17 protein-coding genes are annotated in these 21,288 nt (G+C 34.0%); 1 reads left to right on the forward strand and 16 read right to left on the reverse strand.

Annotation, left to right across the window (positions count from 1 at the left end):
• Window positions 1-237: 237 nt before the first annotated feature.
• From AA80_RS07200 to AA80_RS07225, 6 genes are all read right to left on the reverse strand, one after another.
• Window positions 238-2,850 carry an ABC transporter permease subunit gene (locus tag AA80_RS07200; RefSeq protein ID WP_199177871.1) on the reverse strand — a complete coding sequence of 871 codons (2,613 nt, stop codon included), beginning with the start codon at window positions 2,848-2,850 and terminating at the stop codon, window positions 238-240.
• Complete coding sequence (locus tag AA80_RS07205; RefSeq protein WP_103877116.1) at window positions 2,850-4,604, reverse strand: ABC transporter permease subunit; 1,755 nt, start codon at window positions 4,602-4,604, stop codon at window positions 2,850-2,852. The genes AA80_RS07200 and AA80_RS07205 overlap by 1 nt, the downstream gene beginning before the upstream one ends.
• A 103-nt stretch (window positions 4,605-4,707) precedes the next feature.
• Window positions 4,708-5,916, reverse strand: coding sequence for a sugar ABC transporter substrate-binding protein (locus AA80_RS07210; RefSeq protein ID WP_103877117.1), 1,209 nt, complete (start codon window positions 5,914-5,916; stop codon window positions 4,708-4,710).
• A 183-nt stretch (window positions 5,917-6,099) separates the two neighbouring features.
• Entirely contained in the window at window positions 6,100-7,488 is a 1,389-nt protein-coding gene (locus AA80_RS07215; RefSeq protein WP_103877118.1) for a pyruvate carboxylase subunit B, read from the reverse strand.
• The gene (locus AA80_RS07220) at window positions 7,481-7,951 is read right to left on the reverse strand and encodes a QueT transporter family protein (RefSeq protein ID WP_103877119.1); all 471 of its coding nucleotides are present in this window, start codon (window positions 7,949-7,951) and stop codon (window positions 7,481-7,483) included. Before AA80_RS07220 ends, AA80_RS07215 begins: the two co-directional genes overlap by 8 nt.
• Before the next feature lie 69 nt (window positions 7,952-8,020).
• A complete protein-coding gene (locus AA80_RS07225; RefSeq protein WP_103877120.1) occupies window positions 8,021-9,697 on the reverse strand; it encodes a peptidylprolyl isomerase in 1,677 nt (558 codons plus the stop codon).
• Between the two features lie 326 nt (window positions 9,698-10,023).
• Here AA80_RS07225 and AA80_RS07230 point away from each other — a divergent pair, with 326 nt between their 5' ends.
• Window positions 10,024-10,359 (forward strand): hypothetical protein, encoded by a 336-nt coding sequence (locus AA80_RS07230; RefSeq protein ID WP_103877121.1) that lies wholly within the window; start codon window positions 10,024-10,026, stop codon window positions 10,357-10,359.
• On the opposite strand, the gene AA80_RS07235 is transcribed toward AA80_RS07230, so the two are convergent.
• The 10 genes from AA80_RS07235 to AA80_RS07280 form a co-directional block, all read right to left on the reverse strand.
• Window positions 10,349-11,194, reverse strand: a complete 846-nt coding sequence (locus AA80_RS07235) for a GNAT family N-acetyltransferase (protein ID WP_103877122.1) — start codon at window positions 11,192-11,194, stop codon at window positions 10,349-10,351. The two genes, AA80_RS07230 and AA80_RS07235, sit on opposite strands and share 11 nt — an antisense overlap.
• A gap of 121 nt (window positions 11,195-11,315) precedes the next feature.
• Window positions 11,316-13,283 (reverse strand): triose-phosphate isomerase, encoded by a 1,968-nt coding sequence (tpiA, locus tag AA80_RS07240; protein ID WP_103877123.1) that lies wholly within the window; start codon window positions 13,281-13,283, stop codon window positions 11,316-11,318.
• 69 nt (window positions 13,284-13,352) lie between these two features.
• Complete coding sequence (gap, locus tag AA80_RS07245; RefSeq protein ID WP_103877124.1) at window positions 13,353-14,357, reverse strand: type I glyceraldehyde-3-phosphate dehydrogenase; 1,005 nt, start codon at window positions 14,355-14,357, stop codon at window positions 13,353-13,355.
• A 184-nt stretch (window positions 14,358-14,541) separates the two neighbouring features.
• Complete coding sequence (locus tag AA80_RS07250) at window positions 14,542-14,928, reverse strand: YbaB/EbfC family nucleoid-associated protein (RefSeq protein ID WP_103877125.1); 387 nt, start codon at window positions 14,926-14,928, stop codon at window positions 14,542-14,544.
• Window positions 14,929-14,946: 18 nt separating this feature from the next.
• Entirely contained in the window at window positions 14,947-16,131 is a 1,185-nt protein-coding gene (locus tag AA80_RS07255) for a vWA domain-containing protein (RefSeq protein WP_103877126.1), read from the reverse strand.
• A 1-nt stretch (window position 16,132) separates the two neighbouring features.
• Window positions 16,133-17,215, reverse strand: coding sequence for an AAA family ATPase (locus tag AA80_RS07260; protein WP_103877127.1), 1,083 nt, complete (start codon window positions 17,213-17,215; stop codon window positions 16,133-16,135).
• A 36-nt stretch (window positions 17,216-17,251) separates the two neighbouring features.
• The gene (locus AA80_RS07265) at window positions 17,252-18,502 is read right to left on the reverse strand and encodes a hypothetical protein (RefSeq protein ID WP_103877128.1); all 1,251 of its coding nucleotides are present in this window, start codon (window positions 18,500-18,502) and stop codon (window positions 17,252-17,254) included.
• 28 nt (window positions 18,503-18,530) lie between these two features.
• A complete protein-coding gene (locus AA80_RS07270; RefSeq protein ID WP_103877129.1) occupies window positions 18,531-19,946 on the reverse strand; it encodes an Rne/Rng family ribonuclease in 1,416 nt (471 codons plus the stop codon).
• Window positions 19,947-19,974: 28 nt separating this feature from the next.
• Window positions 19,975-20,550, reverse strand: a complete 576-nt coding sequence (pth, locus tag AA80_RS07275) for an aminoacyl-tRNA hydrolase (protein ID WP_103877130.1) — start codon at window positions 20,548-20,550, stop codon at window positions 19,975-19,977.
• Between the two features lie 3 nt (window positions 20,551-20,553).
• Window positions 20,554-21,213, reverse strand: a complete 660-nt coding sequence (locus tag AA80_RS07280) for a 50S ribosomal protein L25 (RefSeq protein WP_103877131.1) — start codon at window positions 21,211-21,213, stop codon at window positions 20,554-20,556.
• Window positions 21,214-21,288 lie beyond the last annotated feature (75 nt).

Raw genomic sequence — 21,288 nt, forward strand, 5'->3', positions numbered from 1 at the left:
TTTTCCTCTTTTTCTTCCTCTTTCTTTTTTTTTCCTTCTCTCTTTTCTTTTTTTCTTGATAAATAATCCAATTTGGCCTGGTGATTATTATTATAACTACACTAAGGCGGAATAACAATCCCGCTAAAATACGGTTCAACATAATTTATAGGACTTTCACCGCTTAGCTATTGCCCATGCTGGGCGCACCTTAAAAAAGGAGACATGTGTTTTGCATGTCTCCTTTTTTCGTAATGATTAACCTTTTACAGAACCTTGTGTTAATCCTCCTATTATCCATTTTTGGAGAGACAAGAATAGAACTACCATAGGAATGGCTCCCAATAGTGAGGCTGCGGTGAACAATCCCCACTCTGTTTCGTAAGGTCCTGACGAGAACGATTGTAATCCAACGGCATAGGTATAATTTGATTCGCTTTGTAATATTATCCTTGCCATAACAAACTCGTTGAATATGTTCATGAAGGTAAGTATCATAACAACCGCTATTATAGGTAAAGATAGAGGCAAAACGATCCTCCAAAAGGTTTGGAACCTCGTAGCACCGTCTATCATTGCGGATTCTTCCAAAGAATCTGGGATAGTGTCATAGTAACCCTTGAACAACCACATGTTGTATGCGATTCCTCCCATGTATGCAAAGATCAATCCATCCAAGGAATCCAAACCCAATACTCCAAAATAATCACCCATAAATTTCAATATGCCATAAATTGCTATCATAAACATTACTGCTGGGAACATCTGAATTATCATCAAGAAGAATAATCCCTGCTTTCTTCCTACAAATCTCATTCTCGAAAAGGGATATGCTGCAATGGAGGTTATTAAAACCGTTAATACTGAGGTTATACCTGCTACCATTATGGAATTTAGAAGCCAACGCATGAACGGTTTTCTTATTTTTGCTGACCAATCTTGTTGCAACAAGTAAAGATCTTTATCAATATTCCTAAGTTTGGACTTTAATTCGGGAGAATCTATGTAATTCGATAAATCACTTACTATCCTCGAAGCACGGGCTATATCTGCAGAAGCCTTACCATATTGTGTGTTGTAAAGTTTTTGAATCTCTGAAAGCGGTATTATAGTTGTGACATTACCACCTTGATTCAAAGTAAGATATTCAGTGAGATTTGTTTTAAATATATTAATATTTTCTTCCATTTGATTTTGGATAACCGTTAACTTTTCTCTTCCTTGGTCGAACCTTCGTTTTGATTCCAACAGATTGTTGTACCAATTCATTAATACGTATCTGTTACGATCGGGAGTAAAATACGGATAATATTTTGAACTCACGAAAGATGCGTAATTTACTGATTCAAAGTTGTTAGATATTTCTTGATTGGCACTTTCCAAATAAACTAACAAAAAAGGAATGTTTTGTATCTTTTTTAAGTTACTCAACATTTCTTCATTTTCTTGTTTGAGTTGGGTAAGCGTTGTTTGAATTTCGTTCTTTTGTTCTCTTAAAGTATTTAACTGGGCACTGTATTGGGCTAATTGCTGAGTATTTGAACTGTATTGTGATGTTAATGCAAGCAATTCATCTATGTTTTCAGAAAGCTTTAAAGTCGAACTTTTTGCCGATTGATAACCTGGTAAAATTGATTTTGAATCTTTTATGGCGTATATTTTTGTGAAGTTATCGTTTAAAAATTGATAGACTTTAGTGAAAAGTGCGAGGGTTTCTACAAATCCATTTTCTATGAACATGTCGATAGAATTTAAATCCTCGAAAGCAAGAGGAAAAATCTGGAAAGATTTTTGAACGTTATCGTAAAAAGATTTGTCTTCCCCAAATAATGGTGTCTTTCCTTTAACATTCGTTAAGTCTTGTCCACTTAATATGTTATAAGCAGCATTTAACCGTTCTTTTTCGACTATGAATATATCAAACAACGCAGATAGGCTGTTGTATATTTCACTGTTTTGTCTTTCTAAAAGGGACTGCTGTGAATTGATTTGGGATATTTGTGAATTTATATTGTTTAATTCTGCTTCTAATTGGGATATTTGACTTATGGACTGACCATATAATTCGTTGGCTTGTAATTGAATATCTTCTTGTACCTTTTCTATTTCTGTTTCAATTGAATCCCATCTTTCAGACAATGATAAAATGCTTTCCTCAAACCTTTCAGCTTCGGGTTCTTCTTTCACCCATCTTCTATATGTTCTTACCCTCCAAGCAGAAGTTTTCAGAGGTATTTGTAGTATCGTATTTACCGTTTCTATATAATATTCACTATCTTTATTCAAAGAACTTTTTTCCCAGTTAGTTATTATTTCTTTTCTTTGAGTAAAATACTCACTTAGCAACGTTTGCAATTGTGTAGGGTCAACGTTTATTCCCATGCTTTGGGATAGATTTAATACTGTGGTTAACTCTTCTTGTAAGGTTTGATAATCTTCTTTTCTTATGTTGTTTATTTTGTTAAAAAATTGGTCTTTATTCTGAGTTTCATAAATTGTGAATATCTCATTATACGAGCTTTCTAAATCATCGAAGTTCTTTTGAGTTTCGGTAAAATATCCTTCCAAACTGGATATGTACTTCGTTGCTTTGTTTTGTGCTTCTGATGTAGATAGCCCACTGTATCCTCCGACATACGAGCTAAGAGAATTGAGTTCGTTTATTAACTCAGGAACATTTGGAGTTTGAAGTATTAAATCCTTATAATTATTTACAGTCAATCTGTTCGAAAAAAGTTTTGTAGAAAAGGCAGCATTATCTCTTCTTATCGATGTAGATATCAACCAGACAAAGGGAAATAGTATTACAACAACACAGATTATTAGTATGATATGCCTTAAAGTGTAATTTTTCTTTTCGATCATGGCCATTATCTACTCACCTCTTCGAATGAACCTGAGAATCTAAAGTTAAAGTAGCTAAATACTGCTATTATTGCGAATATGATCATCGAAATAGCAGAGGCAAATCCAAAGTCTTGCCCATGTGACCCTTCAAAGGCTAATTTATATACGTATGATATCAATATGTCTGTTGAACCCGCTGGTGTGCTCGTCCCTGCCATTGCTGGTCCACCACCTGTAAGTAGATAGATTAATGTAAAATTATTGAAATTGAAGGCAAAACTCATAACGAGTAATGGAGCAACAGCAACCATCAAAAGCGGTAATGTAATCTGTTTGAACTGTTTCCATCTGGTGGCACCATCTATAACGGCTGCTTCGTATAATTCACCTGGAATACTTTGTAAGGCACCAAGGCTTATGGTCATCATGTAAGGAAATCCCAGCCACGTATTCGTTATCAATATCGCCACTTTTGCCCAAAATGGATCGTTCAGCCATTTTACGGATTCTATCCCTAAACTTCCCATTAGGAATTTGTTGATGACCCCGTACGTTTCGTTGAAGAATCCATTTCTCCAAACCAACACAGAAATAAAAGCTGGTATCGCCCACGGTATTATTAGTAAAGTTCGGTACACTACTTTTCCTTTTAGGTTTACATCGTTTAGCACTAGAGCAAATGCGAGTCCTACTACAAAAGTGAATAAAACACTTAAACCTGCGTAGGCAAAATTCCAACCGAAAATTTTAAAAAATGGTCCAGAAATTCTTGGATCGGTTATTATTTTTGCAAAGTTTTCTCCACCTATATAGTCTTTGTATCCTATTAATCTGTACAATTCACCATTCTCATTGTAATCCCAAAAAGCAAAGTCTCTTTCAACTAATTCTTTGTTGGTAAGCGTGTTCACCAAAACTGTTTTGTATATCTCTCTTTCTCCGTCAACTATAGCCTTAACCGATGTATCGTAAACCCTATAGGCTTCTGAAAATTTTTTGAATATTGTTGAACTAGAGAGACGGAAGTTTTGACCTTTCAGCACCAAATTTAAAGACTTCAAATAATTTTGTCTCAATACAGAGTTGTAAAATGCTGAATTAGTGGAGGTAAGTGGATCAACTGGAGAATAAAAATACGTGTATCTGATTTCTCCATCTTTTTCAATGGCCATTATTGAATCATTTCCACTGGTTCCTAAACTTTCCGTGGGGCGTATTATTTTGTAAGTGGCATTGTTTACAGTTATTTGATCTCTTTCAACTGGGAACAATTCTGATTCGGCATATATTAGGTTACCTCTCGAATCGTACTCTAAAGTTACGGGTTTTTCGGATAAATACATATTTTTTTCGTCATATAAAAGTAATAAAAAGTCTTCGGTTGGTTTGTATTGCTCATCGTATCTGACGAATACTTTGAAATCATAGGTTTTAGGATTTTCCGGTTCAAAGTAGTACGTGGGATCTGTGAGGAGAGTATCAATAGCGTTAGTTCTAGTGAATAAATGTCCTGTCCCGTAATTGGTGAATGAGGTATCTATTGTATAATAAATTGGATATATAGTTAAAATAAAGAGAAAAAGCAGAGCAGGTAATGTATACCTATAGGGGTAAGCTTTTTTAGAAAAAATCGCCCAATCTGTCAATACAAGAAAAATACTTATAACTACGGCCAATCCATAGTTGGCAAGTATGAATAGAAGAAGTATTGCCCATACTAGGAGTGCATTCATCACCCCAATGAATATCCATATTAAAAACGTAGTGAATTTGTTCATGAGTGCCCCTCCCAAAAATTTTCGCTTTAAAAAAAGGAGAGGGGATAACCTCCCCTTTTTATTGGTTAAACTTGTTATATTTTAATCTTAAAAGATCAAAAATTTAAAGTTTTAAAGCAGCTTTTATCTTTGAAACGGCATCGTTAAGAGCATCTTCTGGTGTTTGTGTTCCGTTTATAATGTTGTTTAGAGCATCACTCATAGGTTGCCATACAGATTGCATTGCTGGTATATTAGGCATTGGTATACCCCCTGCGGCGCTTTCTGTAAAGGCAGCAACCATGTCACCAGGTACTGGCCCGCCTTGTTCATCTACTATTTTTGCTACATCCAATCTTGAAGGACCTCTCGGGTCAGCTATATAAAATTGATATATTCCTTCAGCTGTTGCTAAGTAATTGATTACAAATTCCATAGCAAACGCCTTGTTTTCTGATCTTGAATTGATCATCATTCCTTGCGAACCAACAAAAGGTCTCATCGGTTTACCTGGTTCAACCTCTATGCTTGTTAGTGGAACTACTCCAAAGTCTATACCCGCATTTATATATGTTTTTACGGACCATGGACCGTTTATCATCATCGCAATTAACCCATCTGTAAACATGGAATCCATAATAGTGTATCCCATACCTTGAGGCATTATACCTTCGTCGAAGAAACTTTTTAAAAGATATCCAGTTTTTATGGCTCCTTCATTGTTCAATCCAATATCGGTTATATCGTAACCAGTTTGAGGATCGTATCCAAACACATATGCACCGTATCCGCTAAAGAAACCATAAGTTTGATAAAAATCGTTAGGAACAACAGCAAAACCAACCGTTTCATCTGTTGTTAACTCTTTTGCTAAAGCCATTAGCTCGTCTATATTTGTTGGAACTTCATCGTCGCTTACATAATCCCTGTTGTATAATAATCCAACTGCTTCGATAGCGTAGGGCAATCCATACAATTTACCTTCATATGTGAATGCTTGAATTCCTGATGGAGCAAATTTGTCAAGTTCAATGGCAGATTTTGGAATAGGTTCGAGTAAACCATTTAATGCTAATTCTCCAACCCAATCATTAGCTCCGACTATTATATCAGGACCTTCTCCTGCCTGTGCTGCGGTTAGAAATTTTGACTTGATATCTCCGAAATTAACCATTTGTACTTCGACAACTATACCAGTGTCCCTAGTAAACTCCTGACCGATTCTTTTCATAAAATCAACTTGTTTTTCTGAAGACCAGACGGTTAACTTTTGTGAAAATAGCGAAAGTGCTCCTACCAACATTACCAAAGTTAAAATTAAACCTTTTTTCATCTTGATACCCCCTTTTGAGTGTTTTTTTCTTTATGGAAACGTTTTTACTAAAATAATTATAACAAATGAATGTACATTTTCCAATCATAATTATTGGTGATTAAAACCGATTAGAGGGGATTATCAAGAATTATTTCCGATTACAAGCGAAAATCTTAGTTTTTAAAAATTTTGCTCAAAAATTCAAATAGGATAAATGACAGTATCTTCTTTTTGAAAGCTCTCAGCCAAGTTTAGATCGATATTAAGAGAACGAACATATTTATTTTTTAAGAATTTTTTACCAACTTCTTTGAATAGAACATAGGTTAATAAGTCTTCTTCATTTTGAGCTAATATTCCTATTTCTTTTTTTGCTTTTTCTAGCTCTGGCTCCAAATCATCTGCCGGTTTATGATCGATGGGCTTTTCATTGTCCAAAGCTAATTTGTATAATTCTTTGTCTACTGGGGCAGGAGGTTTTCCATAAAGACCTTTCAAATAATTTTTTACTTCGTTGGTTATCATCGAATATCTTTTACCTGTTAATACATTTAGAACCGCTTGGACTCCGACGATTTGACTAGTAGGAGTTACCAAAGGAGGATATCCCAAATCCTTGCGAACCCTAGGTACTTCTTGTAGAACATCGTTTAATTTATCTTCCGCTTTTTGGAGTTTTAATTGAGAAATTAAATTAGAAAGCATACCTCCAGGGATTTGAGCATTTAATATTCTGGCATCTATTGATTCCATCTTGACGTCGTATTCACTGTATTTTGATCTTACTTTCCAAAAATGGTCAACCAATCTCATTATTGTTTTTGTGTTTACATCCAAGTCGTATGTGTAGACAAAGGGCTCAATGGCGGGTTCAGATGTGCCATTAGCAAAAGGGCTTAACGCTAAGTCTAGAATATCTGCACCGGCTTCTACTGCCGCAAAATAAGCCATAGAGGCAAGACCGGTTGTTGCATGAGAATGAATATCAACCGGGATGTCGAATTTCTTCTTGATTTCTTTTACCAAATCATATGCATCTTTTGGCTTTAACAAACCTGCCATGTCTTTTATAACAATTGAATCGACGCCCCTTTCTATTAATTCTTTTGTATAATTTAAATAATACTGTAGATTATGAACAGGACTAATGGTGTAACATATAGCTCCTTGAACGTGTATATTTCTTCTTTTTGCAACCTCTATGGATTTTTCCAAGTTGCGAATATCGTTTAAAGCATCGAAAACCCTTATGATGTCCATCTTGTAGTCGGCTACTTTGTTAACAAATAATTCTACCACGTCGTCGGCATAATTTCGGTATCCAACTAAATTTTGCCCTCTTAGAAGCATTTGGATTTTGGTATTTTTTAATTTTTCTCTTATAGTTTTTAGCCTTTGCCATGGATCTTCGTTGAGGTATCTTACGCATGAATCGTACGTGGCTCCACCCCATACTTCCATCGAATAATATCCAACTTGATCGAAGTCTATTAATTGATCTTCAAAATCTTCCATTTTTAATCTCGTTGCGATTAAAGATTGTTGACCATCTCTTAAAGTTGTATCGACTATAAATGGTTTTTTATTCATCTTTTTCACTCCTTTTGTAGAAATTTTTCTTGAATACCTTTAATATGGGAAGCCCTATAATATACGTTGCAACAGCTTCTCCAACTCCTACCCAAAGTACAGAAAAGAAATATGGTACTCCATACAATGGAGCTAAATAAGCGGACACCCCAAAGGCGTTAATCAATATAGGAGGGAGAGGAGCTAAATACTCATTTGGCATTTTCCAAGTTATAACTCCCGCTATCAAGGTCAATGAACTTCCAAACCAGATATCCCAAGCACCCAAACCACCTATTATATTGGCCAACAACGCACCTACATAGATGCCGGGAATGAATGCAGGATCAAGAAAAGGCAGAATTACAAAGGCTTCTGCAATTCGAACCTGTATAGGGCCGAAACTGATAGGTTGAAAGATTATACAAAGAACAACATATAATGCAGCAATTAAAGAGGCTCTAACGACTCTTATTGAATTCATGTTTCCCTCCTGAATGAAAAATTTGGTAAAGTGTTAAAACTTTACCAGGTTATTTTTAACTTAAAGTCTTTATTGATTTAAAAGTTGGTCTATGTTTTCGAGTATTTGCTGCCTTTGATTTACCCTCTCTTTATCAAGGCTTTCTGTATTTAATGAATTCAAGGTATCTTTGATTGTTTCCAAATCTTTCCTTACCGATTCAATGTCACCCGTTGAATTATAGTAGTTTAAAATGTAGGAATAAACTGTTGAATAATAGTCAAAAGCTACATTAGGATCGTCAGGTTTAACTTGGTATAGTCTTCCTATAATCTCTATGGAATCTGGATTCATTTCTCTTAAGGTTAAAAGAGAACTTTCCAGTGCGATGTTCATTTGTTCAATATCGCTATATAATTTATCATATTCGCTTTGGATTTCTTGCTGTGTGAAGATCCCGTAGGTGTCTTGTAAATGAGCTAGTTCACTTAAAGCAAATTCTTTTTGTGCCGCTTCATTACGAAGGTCTGTTGATTCGACGGTGCCTTTGAGCTGACGATAATGCTCTATCTGATTATTTATTTCATCCTTGCTGTATTCAAGAAACTCTGGGTATGATTGAGCTATATTCGAATAACTCTCAAGGTCATTTTTTTGAGAAATTTTCATAGGAAGTAGGTTTTCAACAGTGAAAATATAAGAGACATACCACTCTTCAGGTAACTCATTATCGTTTAATATTGTATTACGGTACTTTTTTTCAACATTTCCTAAGTCATCATAAGATTGAGCTTTATAAATATCATATGCTATTTCTAAGGGTTTGTATGAAGTTACAAAGTCATAATTAGACATATATGGATCGTACCAATTGGTAATCTGGTAGTCCACGTAGTTGGTAGTTAATTTATTTCTTATATCGTTGTCCAGTAATAATTCCTCCGGGGATTCATATATCTTTTTGTCTTCGATTCGCACTATCTGGTACCCCAAGGAAGAACTTATTGGACCAATTATTTCACCAGGAGCTGAAGATAATGACGCTTCAATTATGTTTTCATAAATATCTCCACGTTTTACCCATCCTACCAAGCCACCAACTGAAGCAGTTTGAGTGTCTAAAGAGTTTTCTGAAGCTGCTTGAGTGAAAGAGATCTTATTTTGCAATATTTCAGACTTAATGCTATTGGCTGTGTTTTCATCTGCAGTTACAATCCGACTGATTTTAACTTCGTCAAATTGGCTTTTGAAATTTTCAAAATTATTAGAAACATAGGTTGACAGTTCTTCTTCAGAAAAATTGGAGAAGTAATTTCTTAATTCGTTGATCACCTCGTTTCTATACACTAGGCTGTTTATGAATCCGCGAAAATATTCTTCCTTTTCAAAAAACTGTAAGAAAATTTGTCTTGTGTTCTCACTCCCAATGTATTGATTGTACATCCGATCTGTCTCTTGCGAAATCTTCGCTGCGTCCAATGTTATTCCATTATCGTTTAAAAACTTTTCCATGGCTTTGTATTCTATCAAAACGTCTGTTATACTTATTAGATCTATTGGTTTGTTAAAATACTGATCGTATTGGGGATTTTGACTCAAAATATTTAATAATGTATTATGATACTCCCCCATCAATTGGTCTAATTCCAAAAAGTAAGATTCGTATATTTGCTGCCCGTCCTGTGAAGTTAAATATGCCACTGACTCTGAGAATATTGATACAGAGAGAACTACAAGAATACCAAGTACAACTAAAAGTTTTTTCATTTTGGACCTCCTCTGGTTTGATAATTTTTAATGTTGATCGTTAAGGGCAAGCCCCTTAAGAACCCCAAAACCTAATTTTATTTTAAAAAATTTTCTTACCCAGTGATGCAAACAGGGTTTCATTCTCAATTGTTAAGAAAGATTTTTACTATTTTAGCAAGCCAAAATAGTAATACTTTCATGATATCTTTTAATAATTAAAACAACCTTAAAAATTGTGTCATAAAATTTTGCTGATTCCTTTTAAATATGGTATAATCGAATGAAAACTGTATAACTTTACAGTTAAAAGTAGATTAACCTACCTACAGGAGGGAGGATATATATTGATTTCTTTGAAAGAGAAATTGCTAATGAAAACCCTATACCACAAGTTTAATAATCAACTACCTCAATTGGCAACTGAGATCGGCTACAAAAGAGGAAACAAGAATCTATTTTTTGTTTTTTACGCGCTAAAAGCTAATAGTGAAAAATATGTATCTTACGATCTCATAAAAAATGGAAGTGAGTTCATTTTTACACTTGAGGTTGGAAAAGATAAACATCACCTAAAATTAGAAACAAAGGAAAATTATAAATTTTGTTATTTCGTATCTATCAACGACGAAATGAATATTGATGAATTTGCTCAAATAGAGCCTAAATTAATCAATGAATGATTCTTTCCATTTCTATTTGTTTTATGAATATAGAATAATTATTGTCAATTAAAGCTTTGTACAAGGGATCATCTTCTGGAACCGAGACTAAGACAATTCTATCTTTTATTTTTAAAAGTTTACATGTAATATCTTCAATTATTGCATTGAAAGTGTAACCCTCTTCAATAGGGGAGGCATCGACTATGTAACAGTTATCTTTGTTGAATCCCCATGCCACGTAGCCGCATTTTTTATTGTTGTCGCATATGATTTCATAGTTGTATCTGTTTTCGCTAAGTTTTATGGTTATAGGCTCTCTTTGCCAGTTTAGTTTTCTTTTAAATTTAAATTTTGCTTCAGTAGCCATTTCGTAGATCACATCTGAAGTAGTTTGTTCGTATTTAAAATGAGTATTTGTTGGTTGATCTTTTTCCTTAAAGAAAGAAGCCAGCTCTCTTTTTGCTCTAAAACCATGTTTATTATAAAATCTTATAGACCTTTCATCACTTTGGGCAACTTCTAAAATTATCCTCTCTATCTCTTTCCATTTTAGTGTTTCAATGGTACGAAAGATGATTTCAGAGGCCAATCCTTTTCCCCTAAATTCTTCTTTTACTCCAATTGAATCAATTCTTCCAACATCTTTTCTTATTGATATAATGCTAAATCCTACAGGTATGCCATCAGAAAAAGCTATAAAAGAATTTTCCAAGGAAATAGAGTTTTCTTTCACATCTTTTTCAAAACTCTCCAAATTCCAATTCACTGGGAAAACATAGTCTTTAAACACTTCATTAACAAGTTCGATTACAACACTCGCGGGAACGTTTTTTAATGATTTATAAGTAATCATCGTGCCCCCCTCCTTCCTCTTTACAAACCGAACCACATTATCCCAATTTTCTAATTTTCTACTATAATAATTTTAACATAAAAACCAAAAAATATATAAAAAGGCCACCCATTAGGGTGGCTTATTCGATAATTTCTTTCATAATATTGGCAAGCTCCACGAAGTCTTCAGTTAAGGAGGCACCTCCAACTAAACCGCCGTCTATATCTGGTTTTCCAAAAAGACCCAAATAATTGTTTGGTTTTATGCTTCCACCATACAGTATAGCGGTATTTTCAGCAAACTCTTCGTTGAAGATATCTTTCAAAAGGTCTCTAATAAACTCATGAACTTCTTGGGCTTGGTTAGGGGTTGCAACTTTTCCTGTTCCAATTGCCCACACAGGTTCGTAGGCGATTACGATTGTTCTTGCTTCTTCCTCAGTTAGACCATAAAGAGCTTCTTTAATCTGTCTTTCTACAACGTTGAACGTTAAACCCTTTTCACGTTCTTCTAACTGTTCACCCACACATAGTATGGGTGTTAGTCCGGATACTATTACTTTTTTGAGCTTCTTGTTTATGAGGCCATCGCTTTCTTTAAAGATGTGTCTTCTCTCAGAGTGACCAAGAATTACATATTCCACTCCTATATCTTTCAGCATATTAACTGAGATCTCGCCGGTATAGGCACCTTTATCTTCATAATAAACATTTTGGGCACCTACTTTTATGTTTGAACTGCTTGTGATATCTCTAACCTTCTCAAGAGCTGTGTAAGGGGGGCAAACAATAACTTCAAATTTATCTTCAGTTTTTATCTGTCCTACAAGTTTTGACACAAATTCGGCTGCCTCTGTATTTGTCTTGTTCATCTTCCAATTTGCGGCGAGAATGAATTTTCTTTCATTCAGATTTTTTTTTTCGGATATTGAAGAGATACCCGGCAATTCTTTACCTTCTAAAAACTCTAAAGAAGCGCCTCCGCCAGTTGAAACGTGGGAAAATTCGCTAGCCAAACCAAATTTTTCAGCAGCAGCTGCAGAATCTCCTCCACCTATAATACTTATACAACCTTTTTTGGTTACTTCTGCAATTACATGAGCAACTTCTTTTGTACCGAAAGCAAAATCATCTATTTCAAAAACTCCCATAGGGCCATTCCAAACAATTGTTTTAGCATCAGAAATTTTTTCTTTAAATAATGAAATGGTTTCGGCTCCAATATCTAATCCCATCCAACCTTCAGAAATCCCATCATCTATTTTTACGGTTTTCTTTTCAACACCTGCTTCTATTTTTTGGGCGATAACAGTATCAACAGGTAAAACAATCTCAACACCTTTTGCTTTCGAGTTTTCTAATATTTCTTTTGCAACATTGAGTTTATCTTCTTCTACCAGCGAAGAACCAACGTTTTTACCTAAGGCTTTTAAGAAAGTAAACATCATTGCCCCGCCGATTAATATCTTATCAGCTTTATTCAACAAATTATTTATTACCCCTATTTTGTCGGATACTTTAGCACCACCCAGGATTACTACATAAGGTTTTTCAGGGTTTTCAACGGCTTTTTGCAAAAATTCGATCTCTTTTTCCATCAAAAATCCTGCAACACTTGGGATAAAGTTTGCAATTCCAACATTTGAAGCATGCGCTCTATGAGCCGTTCCAAAAGCATCATTAACATGAAGATCCGCTAAAGAAGCCCAATATTTTGCAAGTTCGAGATCGTTTTTAGTTTCACCTTTTTCAAATCTTGTATTTTCAAGAACTAATACTTCACCTTCTTTTAACTCTGAAACAGCCTCTTCAACTTTTGACCCTCTGGTTTCATCTACAAAATAAACGTTAGTATTTAATAACTCTCCTAATCTTTCGGCTACTGGTTTTAGAGAAAATTGAGGGTCCTTTTCACCTTTGGGACGTCCTAAGTGAGATAGTAATATTACTTTTGCTCCTTTGTCCAAGGCGTATTTAATTGTGTTCAGAGCAGCTTTAATTCTGGTTTCATCGGTTATCTTTCCATCTTTTATAGGAACGTTGAAATCAACTCTCATTATGACCTTTTTGCCTTTTAACTCAACGTCTTTTATAGTTAATTTTTCCATATTGACACCCCCTATATTTACATCTACTTTAAAGAAAAAGGGGATTAAATCCCCTCTTTTTTATTGCAATTACAGCATCTTAGCTAATTTTTCAATCAGTTTCACAACGGTTGCTGAGTATCCGTTTTCGTTGTCGTACCACGCACAGACTTTTACAAAAGTTCCATCCATTACATTTGTTAATGTAGCATCGAATATTCCTGCAACAGTTGAACCAACAATATCAGAAGAAACAATTGGCTCTTCATTGTACCCAAAGATACCTTTCAATTCGTTTTCAACGGCATCTTTTATCATTTTATTTACTTCTTCAACGGTTGTTGGTTTTTCTACTTCAACGGTTAAATCTGTGATAGATCCATCTGGTGTAGGAACTCTCAAAGCCATTCCATCTAATTTACCTTTGAGTTCTGGAATTACTAATCCAACGGCCTTTGCAGCTCCGGTTGTTGTTGGGATGATATTAAGAGAAGCTGCTCTTGCTCTTCTTAAATCACTGTGTGGTAAATCTAAAACCCTTTGATCGTTTGTAAATGAATGAACGGTGGTTAGCAAACCTCTTTTAATTTTTAATTTGTCGTTTAAAACTTTTATAACTGGTGCAATTGAGTTTGTTGTACAAGATGCGTTTGAAACAACTTCCATCAGTGGAGTGAGGATATCGTCATTTACCCCCATAACTATCGTTGCATCTACTTCACCTTTTGCTGGAGCGGTTATTATAACTTTCTTAGCACCAGCCTTTAGATGTGCGGAAGCCTTTTCTTTATTTCTAAATACACCTGTAGATTCAATAACAATTGAGACACCTAAATCAGCCCATGGAAGATTGCTTGGATCTTTTTCTGCGAAAACCTTGATCTCTTTTCCATTGACCTTTAAACCATTATCAACTATCTCAACAGTTCCTTTGAATGTTCCATGAACGGAATCGTATTTTAAAAGTGTCCCTAAGGTTTTTGAATCTGTAAGATCGTTTATTGCCACTACCTCAAAGTTTGGGTTTTCAACCAACTGTCTAAAAACTAATCTACCTATTCTTCCAAAACCGTTTATTCCGATTTTTACTGCCATTTATACAACACCTCCTAATAAATTTTAGTGCTTTCTTTAAAAATCGTAAGATTTGTTTAGCTTTTTGTCCAGCATCCCATCATGATTTCAACTCAGAAGAATTCAAAATGTTTGTTATTTTTTTCTCTTAATTATATTGTACATATAAAATTATGCTTTTTTGAAAAGAAAAAGTTAATTTTTTTCAAGCCCCAAAGTTAGGAAGGGTTCCTAAAAACTTTTGTGAAATCTCGTTGGTCTTTTCCTCTTTAAGTTTATTAGCCTTTTCTATAGCTTCATTTGAAGCAGCTATTATAAGATCTTTTAAGGTGTCTATATCTTCATCTTCAACTTCCTCAGATATAACTATGTCTTTTATTCTCATATCGCACGTTGCCACAACCTTTACAACGCCACCTCCCGCAGTAGCTTCTACCTCTACGTTAGATAATTCTTCATCTAGCTTATCTAATTCATCTTGCATTTCAGCTTGAGCTCTTTGGGCTTCTTGAAGCATTTTGTTCATATCGTTTTTGCTGCCAGTTTTTTTTGAAAGAGATCTTCCCCCTAAACTTTTCATTTTTTTGGCCATAAATACTCCTCCTAACGGTTAGCTGATAATTGCAATACTGTTCTTTCCATAATATTCTATCACATCATTTATAAAATCAGGATTATGTTTTTTTGACAAGATGAAGAGAATCCTTCGTTGTACATTTGGTACTTCAACCCAACCGTCTGTGAATATGATTATGCCTTCGGGTCTTAAATTTTCCTCAACGTAATCAACCGCAGGTTGCATGTTAGTTGAACCTTTACCTTTTAAAACTAGTTCCTTCCAGTTTCCTTTGTTATAGGTCATGATATTTTGGATATGACTGTCTGCTTGGATTAGGGTGACTTTTCCCCCAAGATTTTTTGAAATATTTTCTACTTCACTGAAAAAAGCATTGTATTCTTCTTCTATAATGGAACCACTAGTATCGATTATTATTGCAATATTTGGTCCCATTTTTGATCTCCAACCTGGTTGATCCTCATATCTTCGATTTGGTTTCATTAGGGTCCTGTATTTTTCGACGACTATAGAACTGCCAAAAAATCTTCTTAACATCGTTTCCCAATTAAAGAAAGGTTTCGTTACCATAAGAGAAACCGCTAATTCTATACCATCGGGAAGATTGTTTTTGCTTTTATCGTAGGCTTTTGTAACAAACTCGCTAACAATATCAAATGCCATTTCTTCTGGAATATCAGACGAAAAGTCGTGTGAATCGAGGTTGTTCTCCCTTTTTTCTAGTATCTCTTCTACATCGATCATCTTGTTTTTTTCTAATAAATCCATTGCGTATCTATAGTATTCTTCTGCCGTTTTATTTAAGAGGTTCATAGGAGCGGTAACAAAAAAGAATTCGTTGTCTGGGGCATGTCCTTCCGCTACCATTACATCTAAAGGTTCTGCAAATACATCTAATTCTGTGATATATTGGTTTACCGCTGCATCCATTGCTAAATCCCAAATACCTCTTTCCCTTTTATTTTTGGGTTTTATGAATATGTGTCCAAATATTATATGGTAAATCTCATGTTTTAATATTCCTTTGGTTAATATTAAACCAATATTTTTTAAACGATTGGGATTATACAACAATCTAAATTTCCCTTGAGGAGTTATTGAAACCTTTATAGTCCTTACAGAAGTGGTTGGCAAGGAATCAAAATTCATCCTCAAGTAAGAAAAAAATAAGCTTTCTTTCTCCAGTTCTATCCAAGCGTTTTGAAGTATATCATCCATTCTAAATTCCTTCCATCCAAGTGGAATCTCCTAGTTTAATGGCAATTTCTTCTAAAAGTTTATCGTAAAAGGCTTTTTTTAATCCTTTATTTTTTTCTACCATTTCGTTTAGAAATCTTAATACAGAGAACATAGCATCTTTAGGTACGAACTCGCTTATGTTCTTTATATTTTCTGCGATTGTTTTTTGATTTCCATCAGATAATAATTGTTCTATCTCTTCCTCTTTTAACGATTCAAAATAATTATTTATTCTTAAAATCAGACTTACCTTTTCTTCGTTGGTCAATTTCTCGATTCTTTCAAGATTTTTGCCTTCTATTAGTAAATCTTTGGGATTAGGTAGTTCAACTTTATTCTCTAAATGAGACAAAAATGTCCTGGCTGCTTCCGATCCAACTATTGAGGCAGCAATGACGTACCCATATTTTTTCAGATCATCTTCAGATAAATTAGACAAAACATTGGATAATTTATACCAACTCCTGGGGCTGGGCCTTAAATTGAGTCTCATAGATACTATATTATCGGAAGAAAGATATTCAGGATATTCTTTGATAAAAGAAATAACTTCTCTTTTTACATGTTCTTGTGAAGCCCAGTTTACCCAATCATCAACATCTGGAGACAATTCTAAATGAAAGAATCTTGACATGAAGGCAGGATCAGTTATCAAATCTACTTGATCGTACTCTTCATCAGGAGGGTTAGCGGCTCCCATGATCCATGCTCCAGTCGGTAGTACATGGTTATGTATTCTTCTGTCTATCAATAACTGCATGATCGCATTTCTTATAGATCTGTGTGCCCTGTTAATTTCGTCGATCATTATTATTACTTCATCTTTATTTGGCCACCAGTCAGGTTTTAAAAAAACCGTTTTTTCTGAGTCTCTCGAAGGTAGCCCAATTAGATCCCCTGGTTCCATCTGAGAGATGATCAATATGATTAATTCTCTTCCCGTCTCTTCTGCTATCTCCTTAGCAATATCCGTTTTACCTACACCAAAATGTCCCCATAAGAGAGGTATTTCTCCTGAATCCATAATTTTTTCTGATAGGTATTTTACCGTGGATGGTTTCAATTGTTATATTCTCCTTTCGTTGATACTGATTTAGATTTATGGTTTTTCTTTTTGGGGTATTGAGTACGATGAATCAGTTTTTATTATTAGAGGATAAACTTGATTATTTGAATCTTTTACCTGCCCTGTACCTAAAATTTCCCCTGCTGGTAATATTTCAAAAGAATATATTAATTCTTGATCGTTATTGCCATAAATTTTCTGTTCAATTAATACCCCGTTGGGATTTATAATTCTCAAAAACAGATCGTAATCTGGCCAATTATCAACGCAAACTCCCAACAAATAAATTTGATCATTATAAAATTTTACTTCTTCAAGCCTCGAAAGAGATTTTATCGATAATGTTTCAAAGTATTCAACTTCGAGAGTATCTTTTTGTTCAAGCTCTTTTGATATCTTCATTATAAAACCTTTCCACTCTTTTTCGTTTAGAGTGGTAATGTATCCACCTATGTATATATTCCCTTCATTATCTTGGACTATGCTATTTGGATTTTCGTGGAAGGTAGTATATCCATATTCATCTGAAAAAAGTAAAGTTCCTTCTCTACTATATAATAATATTAATAAATCGTTTTGTTTTTGTGGGTTAGAATTAGACGTACCTACCGTTATAATTCTATTATTATCGATTACTAAATCAACAATTTTTTCTTCTCTATCTCTTCCATACATGTTTTCCCAAATTTTCTTTCCCGAAAGGTTTACTTCAGAGATGTACGCTTGACTATTAGTATTTTCTATTACCCATCCTCCAACGACATAACTTCCTGATGTGTTTTTTATTGTGTTTAATGCTCCCTGATAATTTATAACGAGAGACCAGTTTGTTTCTCCGGTCTTTGAGATGTTTAAAATATAAGGCTTACCGTTTTTTTGTCCCACGAAAGTGAAAGTATTGTTGAAAAAAACAAAATCGTTTATATGTACTTGGCCGCTTTCTATAAATATTTCTTTTTTTATACTGCCCGCTTCGTCCAAGAAGTATAAAAAGTATTGGTTTCCTTTAACTGCTAGAGAAACATATTCATTATTACTTATTTGACTTATTTTTGTTAAATATGTCCCCTTTTCATCAATCTTTTTGAAGAAAGATTGACTATTGGTCGATCTAACTTCTTGCGTATCTGAAAGATACTGTATTAATGGCTCCTTTTGGTTAACATAGGTACTACTTAAAAAATCAACAGTATCGCTGATTTTCGAATTAGAAAGGTATATTCCAGAAACGAAAAAAAAGATAGAGAGAGTGATTATTACAAAAATCAATATTTTCTTTAACATAGGATGTCACCACTTTCTTGCAAACAAATCATTTTTTGTATTTAATACCGTAAGAATTAGGGTTTTGCCAGTTAAAAGACACCTCTAATTTTACGTTTAACTGTTTTTCCAGTTCTTCAGTTAAAGATGGGGTTAAATAACCTGAAAGATTATGAAATGCATTTATTTCTATTACTTTTATTCTGTCTTTTTTTATTTCCTTGATCGAAGATAATAATTCTTTTATCAATCTTCCGTGTACTAGAGAGGGGGCTATGATTTTACCTGTTCCATGACATAATGGACATTGGGAATACACGTTGGTATCCAAAGGTTGTGTAGTTCTTTTTCTAATAATTTCTAAAAGCCCCATGTTTGTGAATCCTAGTATGGTAACTTTTGATTTATCTTTTTTTGATTCTTCTTTAAGAATATTGATAATCGTCTTTTTATGTGAAGAGTCTTTCATATCAATAAAATCTACAACGATCATTCCTCCAATATTTCTTAATTTCAATTGTCGGGCTATTTCTTTGGCCGCTTCCATGTTTGTAATAAACGAAGTTTCCTCAATATTCTTTCCTTCCAAATTTCCAGCAGAATCTACATCAATGGCGGTTAAAGCTTCTGCTCTATCTATAGTAATGGTACCTCCACCTGACAGTTCGATCTTCTTTGTAAAGATCTCTTCCATTTGATGGTATATATTATGGATCTGAAAAACATCTCCTCTTACAAACTCAACTTTGGGTTTTAGTTCAAAACCTTTCAAACTTTTTTTTATTTTTCTAAAAATTTGTCTGTCATCTGTGATTATTTTTTTTGTTTTTGAATCCAATCGTTCCCTTAATATGTACTCTAGAAAATCACTTTCTTCGTATAAAACTCCAGGATTTTTTTGAGATTGAAATCTTTGTAAAATACTGTTATATATTTTTCGCATTTCGCTTAATTCTGCTTCTACTTCTTTTTCATCGATTCCTTCAGAATTCGTTCTAAATATGATAGATTCGTTATCCCTTAGAATCTCTTTTGCTATTTGCCTCAATCTTATTCTTTCTTTTTCTTGGAGAATTTTTCTAGATATCCCAATACCTTCATTAGAATTTGGGATGTATACTAAATATTTACCAGGCAAACTTGTTTGCATAGAAAGTTGAGGCCCCTTTCTTGTTCCTCCATCTTTTCTTACCTGGACTAGAATTTTGTCTCCAACGTTATAATGATTAGGATCATCAAGAACATCTCTGTATCTGAGAAAACCATTCTTTCCTAATCCAATATTTACAAAAAAAGCCTCCAAACTCGGAACCCTATTTTCAATTATACCCAAAAAGATTTTTCCAATATTTCTATCGGTTTCAAAATCTTCAAAAAAAATTTCACTTAATTTATCTTCTTCCAATATTGCTATTCTGATTTCTTCCAGAGCTTTACTAACTAGCATTGTCTTTTCTTCTTCCATTGCTTTATTTCATTCCTCCAACTTTGTTCTAAATTATCTTTTTGTTAAATTTATTCATCGCTTCGTTTATTCTGCCTTCTAAAATCAAATCTATCGATGTAGTAACATAGTCAAGTACTTTGTCCAATATAATCCATTCTTCTTGTGTAAAAGGGCTTAAAACGTAGTTTGCCAAATTTCCGGATCCATGCTCGTATCCATTGTTGATACCTATTCTTATCCTGGGAAAATCGGTACTTTTTAAAATACCTATTATTGATTTTAATCCATTATGTCCCCCGTCAGAACCGCTTTTCCTTATACGTATTTCGCCCAAGTTTAACCAAATATCATCGTAAATTATTAATAAACTTTCCTCTATTTTACCAAATTTTTTAAAAACGTATGGTAACACTTCTCCACTGGCATTCATATAAGTTAACGGTTTGATGAAAATATCGTTTTCTATAGCAAAGCCTTCAAAATTCTTACCGGATATTTTTTTAATATTCGATATATTTTTTTTGTTTTCTTCATATTTATCTAAAGCTAAAAAACCCACGTTATGTTTTGTAAAAACATAACGCGGGCCAGGATTTCCTAAACCTATTACCAAATTTCTCACTTTTTATTCTTCCTTCATATCTTGTGCTGATTTTTCTTGGATTACTTCAGGTTCGGTTATTTCTTCTTCTTGCGTTTCTTCAGTCACTTCTGCAGCTTTCGGTTCAACTACACTAATGACAAGTTCTTCGTCTTCAAGAAGTGATTCTGCACTTTTTGGAAGAAGATTTTTAATATCTGAAACGGATAAAGATTCACCTAGTTTTAACGCAGAGATATCCACCTTTATTGAATCAACGATATCTGAGGGGAGAATAGCTACAGGTATTTCATGAACGTAGGTGTTTAAATACCCGCCTTGCGTAACTCCAAGAGGTTCTCCTTCAAATTCTAAAGGTATTCTCAAATGCATTTTTCTTCCTTCTTCTGGAACATAAAAATCTACATGAATAGGCTGGTCAGATACTTTATGCCTTTGAACAGATTTTACGAAGCAAGTAATTTTTTCTTCGCTATCTTCTCCCTTTACATTAAGTTCAATCAAAGTAGTCTCAGAAACTTTTTCTAACATACTCTCCAGTTCTTTATATGGAATATTTATATGTTTGTTTTCCTTTAAAGCTGGCCCGTATACTTCTGCTGGAATTAATTTTTCATTTCTAAATTTCTTTGCCTTGATACTTGAATCTCTTCTATTAACATCCATTTTGAAAACTGTTGCCATACAATAACCTCCTAAACATTTATCTTTATTACTATTATTAAAAACTCAAATAAATTATATATAGCGCCCCTTCGC

Source organism: Petrotoga sibirica DSM 13575 (assembly GCF_002924625.1).
In the GTDB taxonomy this organism is placed as follows: Bacteria; Thermotogota; Thermotogae; order Petrotogales; family Petrotogaceae; genus Petrotoga; species Petrotoga sibirica.

Coding starts and splice junctions, on each gene's coding strand:
- AA80_RS07220 (WP_103877119.1), bottom strand. CDS start 7,951: ATGAATTCAATAAGAGTCGTTAGAGCCTCTTTAATTGCTGCATTATAT.
- AA80_RS07280 (WP_103877131.1), bottom strand. CDS start 21,213: ATGGCAACAGTTTTCAAAATGGATGTTAATAGAAGAGATTCAAGTATC.
- AA80_RS07250 (WP_103877125.1), bottom strand. CDS start 14,928: ATGGCCAAAAAAATGAAAAGTTTAGGGGGAAGATCTCTTTCAAAAAAA.
- AA80_RS07235 (WP_103877122.1), bottom strand. CDS start 11,194: ATGATTACTTATAAATCATTAAAAAACGTTCCCGCGAGTGTTGTAATC.
- tpiA (WP_103877123.1), bottom strand. CDS start 13,283: ATGGAAAAATTAACTATAAAAGACGTTGAGTTAAAAGGCAAAAAGGTC.
- gap (WP_103877124.1), bottom strand. CDS start 14,357: ATGGCAGTAAAAATCGGAATAAACGGTTTTGGAAGAATAGGTAGATTA.
- AA80_RS07215 (WP_103877118.1), bottom strand. CDS start 7,488: ATGAATAAAAAACCATTTATAGTCGATACAACTTTAAGAGATGGTCAA.
- AA80_RS07210 (WP_103877117.1), bottom strand. CDS start 5,916: ATGAAAAAAGGTTTAATTTTAACTTTGGTAATGTTGGTAGGAGCACTT.
- AA80_RS07225 (WP_103877120.1), bottom strand. CDS start 9,697: ATGAAAAAACTTTTAGTTGTACTTGGTATTCTTGTAGTTCTCTCTGTA.
- AA80_RS07265 (WP_103877128.1), bottom strand. CDS start 18,502: ATGTTAAAGAAAATATTGATTTTTGTAATAATCACTCTCTCTATCTTT.
- AA80_RS07270 (WP_103877129.1), bottom strand. CDS start 19,946: ATGGAAGAAGAAAAGACAATGCTAGTTAGTAAAGCTCTGGAAGAAATC.
- AA80_RS07200 (WP_199177871.1), bottom strand. CDS start 2,850: ATGGCCATGATCGAAAAGAAAAATTACACTTTAAGGCATATCATACTA.
- AA80_RS07205 (WP_103877116.1), bottom strand. CDS start 4,604: ATGAACAAATTCACTACGTTTTTAATATGGATATTCATTGGGGTGATG.
- AA80_RS07255 (WP_103877126.1), bottom strand. CDS start 16,131: ATGGATGATATACTTCAAAACGCTTGGATAGAACTGGAGAAAGAAAGC.